Source organism: Pseudomonas sp. GW821-FHT02H09, assembly GCF_059421425.1.
On sequence record NZ_JBWKVA010000046.1, the window covers coordinates 1 to 4,968 of the forward strand.

Annotated in this window: 4 protein-coding genes and 1 pseudogene; 3 read left to right on the forward strand and 2 right to left on the reverse strand. The window is 59.7% G+C overall.

The features are described 5' to 3' along the window. Both AC07VR_RS31540 and AC07VR_RS31545 read right to left on the reverse strand, forming a co-directional pair. A pseudogene (locus AC07VR_RS31540) lies at nt 1–413 on the reverse strand (trifunctional transcriptional regulator/proline dehydrogenase/L-glutamate gamma-semialdehyde dehydrogenase); the annotation flags it as partial. Nucleotides 414–464: 51 nt separating this feature from the next. Next, nucleotides 465–743: a hypothetical protein gene (locus AC07VR_RS31545; RefSeq protein ID WP_495013635.1), complete on the reverse strand. Its 279-nt coding sequence runs from the start codon at nt 741–743 to the stop codon at nt 465–467. A 261-nt stretch (nt 744–1,004) separates the two neighbouring features. On the opposite strand from AC07VR_RS31545, the gene AC07VR_RS31550 reads away from it, so the two are divergent. The 3 genes from AC07VR_RS31550 to AC07VR_RS31560 form a co-directional block, all read left to right on the forward strand. Further along, the gene (locus AC07VR_RS31550) at nt 1,005–2,897 is read left to right on the forward strand and encodes a type VI secretion system Vgr family protein (RefSeq protein ID WP_495013636.1); all 1,893 of its coding nucleotides are present in this window, start codon (nt 1,005–1,007) and stop codon (nt 2,895–2,897) included. Beyond that, nucleotides 2,887–3,624, forward strand: a complete 738-nt coding sequence (locus AC07VR_RS31555; RefSeq protein ID WP_495013637.1) for a DUF4123 domain-containing protein — start codon at nt 2,887–2,889, stop codon at nt 3,622–3,624. Before AC07VR_RS31550 ends, AC07VR_RS31555 begins: the two co-directional genes overlap by 11 nt. Continuing rightward, nucleotides 3,624–4,968, forward strand: a 1,345-nt coding sequence (locus tag AC07VR_RS31560; RefSeq protein WP_495013638.1) for a DUF6531 domain-containing protein, incomplete at its 3' end; no start/stop codon positions are given. The genes AC07VR_RS31555 and AC07VR_RS31560, both read left to right, overlap by 1 nt.

Sequence of the window (4,968 nt, forward strand, 5' to 3'; positions counted from 1 at the left end):
CTCTTCTGATTACGCAGTTTCTCGGCGATCGAGGCGGCGAGCTTGTTGGTGGCCTCAGCCATGGCAGCCGGCAGGCGCGCCTGTTCGATCAGCATCGGGACCACTTCAGGTTCCGGGCGGCGGTAAGCGGCGGTGATCGAGGCGCGCAGGACCGATTGTGGCAGGATGCTTTCGGCAAACTCGAGGAAGCACTGATGGGCGTGGTCCGCCTGGACATCACCCGCCTCGTCAGCGTCTTTGCCAGTCAAACCGTTCAGCTCGGTCAGGGTTGCACCACCCTCGAGTTTTTCCAGGTAATTGAAAATTGCCTGCTTGATCAGCCAGTGCGGCGTGCGATCAATCGAGGTCGCGGCGGCTTTGAGGCGTTCGCGGGTAGGGTCATCGAGTTTGACCCCGAGGGTGGTGGTAGCCATATTTTTATCCTCATGTTTGCCACAACTGCGTGACATCAGCTGGCGGCAAGATTAGCCGTGCACGGAGAGAGGTGCAACCGGGTGCAACCCTTTTTTGTCGGAAAAAACAGGCGGCTCGTCAGGAAATAAATTTCGGCAGTGAAATGCCGCGCCTGCTTGGTGCTTTTGCTGCTGGGCAATCAGGTTCTTGCTCCGAAAAGGAGCAAAAAACAGAGGTGCCAACTGAAATTCCGGCTGGGTGTAACTTATTGTGGCAAAGCAGGTTGCACCTTGTTTTCTTTTTTGAATGGCGTCTGTGCCAAAGGTGCAACCTTCAGCGTGATGGTTCATCGGCTGATGGCTTTACTGGGGAATCGCCAGTCATAAATGCGCGGCAACCGGAATCGTCTATCCACCCAGATGGATGCAGACGGTCCGATAGTTCGCTGCTAAATAAAAACAAAGCCATGCACATTGCGTAGCCATAGCTCCCCATCAATGACGGAGCAATTCCTGATAAATGTAGGGTAAATCTGATTTCCGTGCCCTCCCGTCAATGTCCGTTCGTGCTCATGCAGAATCGCCCGTCTTCACTCTGCAGAGAGACATCGGATGTTCGCTTCTGCCAATCAACCGCGTTTCACCTTGACCCTCGACGGCGTCCAGAGTGAGCTCAAGGTGCTTGAGTTCACCGGCAAGGAAGCCATCAGCCAGCCCTATCGTTTTGACCTGGAACTGGTCAGCGAGCGTTCGGACCTTGACCTCGAAAACCTCCTGCATCGGCAAGCGTTCCTCAGTTTCGACGCGCAGAACAATGGCATTCACGGGCAGATTTATCGCGTGGCCCAAGGCGACTCCGGCAAGCGGCTGACCCGTTATCAAATCAGCCTGGTGCCGCAACTGGCGTATCTCGCTCAGCGCATCAACCAGCGAATCTTTCAGCATCGAACGGTGCCGGCGATCATCGCTCAAGTGCTCAAGGATCATGGTATCCAGCGCGATGCTTTCGAGTTCCGGCTCGGCAGCCAATACGCCGAGCGCGAGTATTGCGTGCAGTACGCCGAAAGCGATCTGGCGTTCATTCAGCGGCTCTGCTCCGGGGTCGGTATCCACTATCACTTCCAGCACAGCCCCGATGGTCATCGCCTGATCTTCGGCGATGATCAAACCGTATTCCCCAAACTGCCATGGCCAACCGTCTACCTGCCGGGCAGCGGGATGGTCGCCGAAGAACCGGCGATCAAGCGCTTCAGTGTGCGCCTGGAAACCCGCACCACAGGCGTGACCCGCCGCGATTACGACTTCAAAAAACCGCATCTGCTGCTGGAAAGTGCGGTTGCTGGCGAGCAGCGACCGGCGCTGGAAGACTATGACTATCCAGGTCATTTTGCTGACCGCACCGATGGCAAACACCTGGCTCAGCGAGCTCTGGAGCGCCACCGCGCGGACTATTGCCAGGCCGAGGGCGGCAGTGATCAATCAGCGTTGATCAGCGGGCATTTTCTGGAAATCGTCGAACATCCGCGTTCGGCGTGGAACGACCTGTGGTTGCTGACTGAAGTCGAGCATCAGGGCAAGCAACCTCAGGTGCTGGAAGAGTCGGTGATCGGCGACTCTTCGGACGGCTTTTCCCAGGGTTATCGCAACACCTTTCTGGCCACGCCCTGGGATGTGCTGTTCCGTCCGCCATTGGGTGCACCCAAGCCGCGCATGCTCGGCTATCAACATGCCGTGGTCACAGGTCAGGGTGACAGCGAAATCCATTGCGATCAGTACGGTCGGGTCAAGGTTCAATTTCAGTGGGACCGCGACGCAAAACTCAACGAACATTCCAGTTGCTGGCTACGGGTGGCCACCGGCTGGGCTCACGACAGTTATGGCAGTGTGCTGATCCCGCGGGTTGGCATGGAAGTGCTGGTGGGTTTCGTTGACGCCGATGCCGACAAGCCCCTGGTAATGGGCTGCCTGCCAAATGCCGCCAACCCGCTGCCACTCGATCTGCCGGCCGACAAGACCCGGAGCATTTTTCGTAGTCACAGCAGCCCCGGTGGCGGTGGCTACAACGAGCTGCGCATTGAGGACCGCAAGGGTGCCGAGGAAATCTACCTGCGTGCCCAGCGCGACTGGAACCAGCACGTGCTGCACGACCAAACGGTGCAAGTGGATAACGATCGCAGCGTCGTCGTCAAAGGCACCTCCAGCATCCGGGTGCGCAACCAATCGCTCAAGGCCAGTGAGCAGGTTCACGTCCTTGCCCTGGGGCAAGTGGTCATCGACGGCGGTGTCAGCGCGACGATTCAGGCTGGCGGGCACTGGATCAACATCAATGCCGGCGGGATATTCAGCAGCGTACCTATTCAGGTCGGCGGCGCCCCGCAGTTGACTGCGGCACCGACACTGATCCCGCCAGCACCGTTGAGCTCTGCACAGATTTTCAGCCTGAAAAGCGACGCGCCGTTCTGCGAAGAATGCGAGCGCTGCAAGGAAGGTGTCTGTGATGTCTGAGCACCTTGCACCTCAAGCCTGGCTCGAGCGCCAACCATTGCAGTCGTCAGAGCGGCTGTTCGTGATTCTTGGCAACGCCAGTGATGCCCAGCCGCTCAAGACCTTCCAGCAGTCGGGCGCAATGCAGACGGCCAGCCCGATCTGGGTCGACACCGCTTATGCCGAATGGGACAGGGTGATGCCCTATGTCGGGATCGTTGCCTCAGATAGCGAATTCCTCGACTGGGTCGCCAGCACCGACGCCACTGATTGGGGCTGGCTGGCAGTTTCTTCGGCCAGCCAGGAGGCGTTGGTCGAGCACCTGCGCAGCTTGACCAAGGTGCTGTTGCCCAATGGCAAGCAGGTGTTTTTTCGCTTCTGGGACGGGCGTCATCTGCTGCCGATTCTTCAGGCTCCTGAAGTTGATGCGAGCGAGCTGCTGCCACTGTTCAAGCGTTGCCTGGTCAATGGCCAAAGCCTTGAGATTGGCGCCAGTGCCGTGAAGACAGCCAAGGACTGCCCCTGGTGGGAGGTTCCTCTGTCGCTGCTTGATCGCCTCGCCGCGAAGGACGCCGTAACCCAGACCAACAACTTGCTGACCTGGCTGAGCGAGGCCCGCCCGGAGCTGCACGGTGCTTATTCAGAAAGCGTTTTGAGACACAAGGTCGCGGCCTTCGTTGCCCGCTCAGAGCTACCTCGCATGTCGAAAGAAGCACTGGCTGACCACCTGATCTCGGAGCAAGGCTGATGGATCACATTGCTCACATCGAAGCGCAACTCGACAGCTTCCAGGACACCCTCAGTCTTTATCGCCAACAGCTCCGCAGCTGGTTTGCCAGGACGCTGGACAAGGGCAGTCGCGCCGCCGATCTGCCATCGCTGCTGGACATGGAGCGAGTGATCAAGTTTGGCTCCACCAGCACTTCGGTCAGTCAGAGCGACGACGATTTCATCTCCAGCGTCGCCCAATGTCCCACCAGCAGGATTCTGGAAATCGAGAGCAGGTTCGAGTCGGTCTATGACATCCCGCTCGGGAATATTCAGGTCGAGGTAATTCCGGCCGCCGGTGGTCCCGGCAAGACCATCACCCTGGATGCTCAGGGCAAGGCGCAGTTCAAGGGCGAGGCCGGCAAGTTCTATCGGGTCCGGGTTCAAAGTGCAGTGACCCCGTCGCAAGTCGATGAGCTGTTCGCTGCCTACGACGGGCTGACTCGGGATCTGGAAGGCTGGCTGCGCAGCGAGTGGCAGGGGTTTAAACCGCAGTGGTCGCAGCAGTCGGCTCGAGCGGCGGGCAACGGCATGCTCGCCGGGAGTTGGGCGGCGATCGAGGGGGTGTGGGACGGCATCGGCCTGATCAGTGACATGCTCAAGAACCCGGGGGCTCACCTCGAACGCCTGGGCGGTAGCGCGCAGCAACTGGTCAAGTCGGCGCAGGACGCACCGCAAGTGATGGAAAAAGCCATGCTGCTGGCCAGCGACGAAGCGGCACTGTGCCTGTTGCTGCGCACCGCGAGTATCTGGCTGGACGCCTTGCCGCCGAGTTTGATTGCCGGGACGACGGCCGAGGCCATTGCCACGGTCGTGGTCGAGATCCTGATCGATCTATTGATTGGCCTCGTGCTGACTGTTGTCGGTTCAGGCATTGGTGTCGGCCCTGGCGTCGGCATCGCCTACCTGACACTGCGGCTGACGAAACATGGCACGCAGATCCTCAAGGCTGGCCTGGGCTTCATCGAGGCCATGTTCAACATCATCGACAGCTTTATGGGCTATGTCGACCGCTACAAAAAGGTCGCCGCCCGGGGCCTGGCTGGCCGGCAGAAACAGGGCGTATTGCAGATGCGCTGGGGCGCGCGCAGCAATGCCACGCTGAAGAAACACGAACCTCACGACGACGCCCCCAAACAGGCGAAAAACCCCAACGGCGCCAGCGCCGACACCGCCAGCCAAACCGCCACCCGCGGCTGCCCGGTGTCGATGGTCACCGGCGAAGAACTGCTGAGCCTCACCGACGCTGAACTGGACGGGGTGCTGCCGTTCAGCTGGACCCGGCTGTACCGCAGCAGCGCGGTGGAGCTCGATGGCGGGCTGG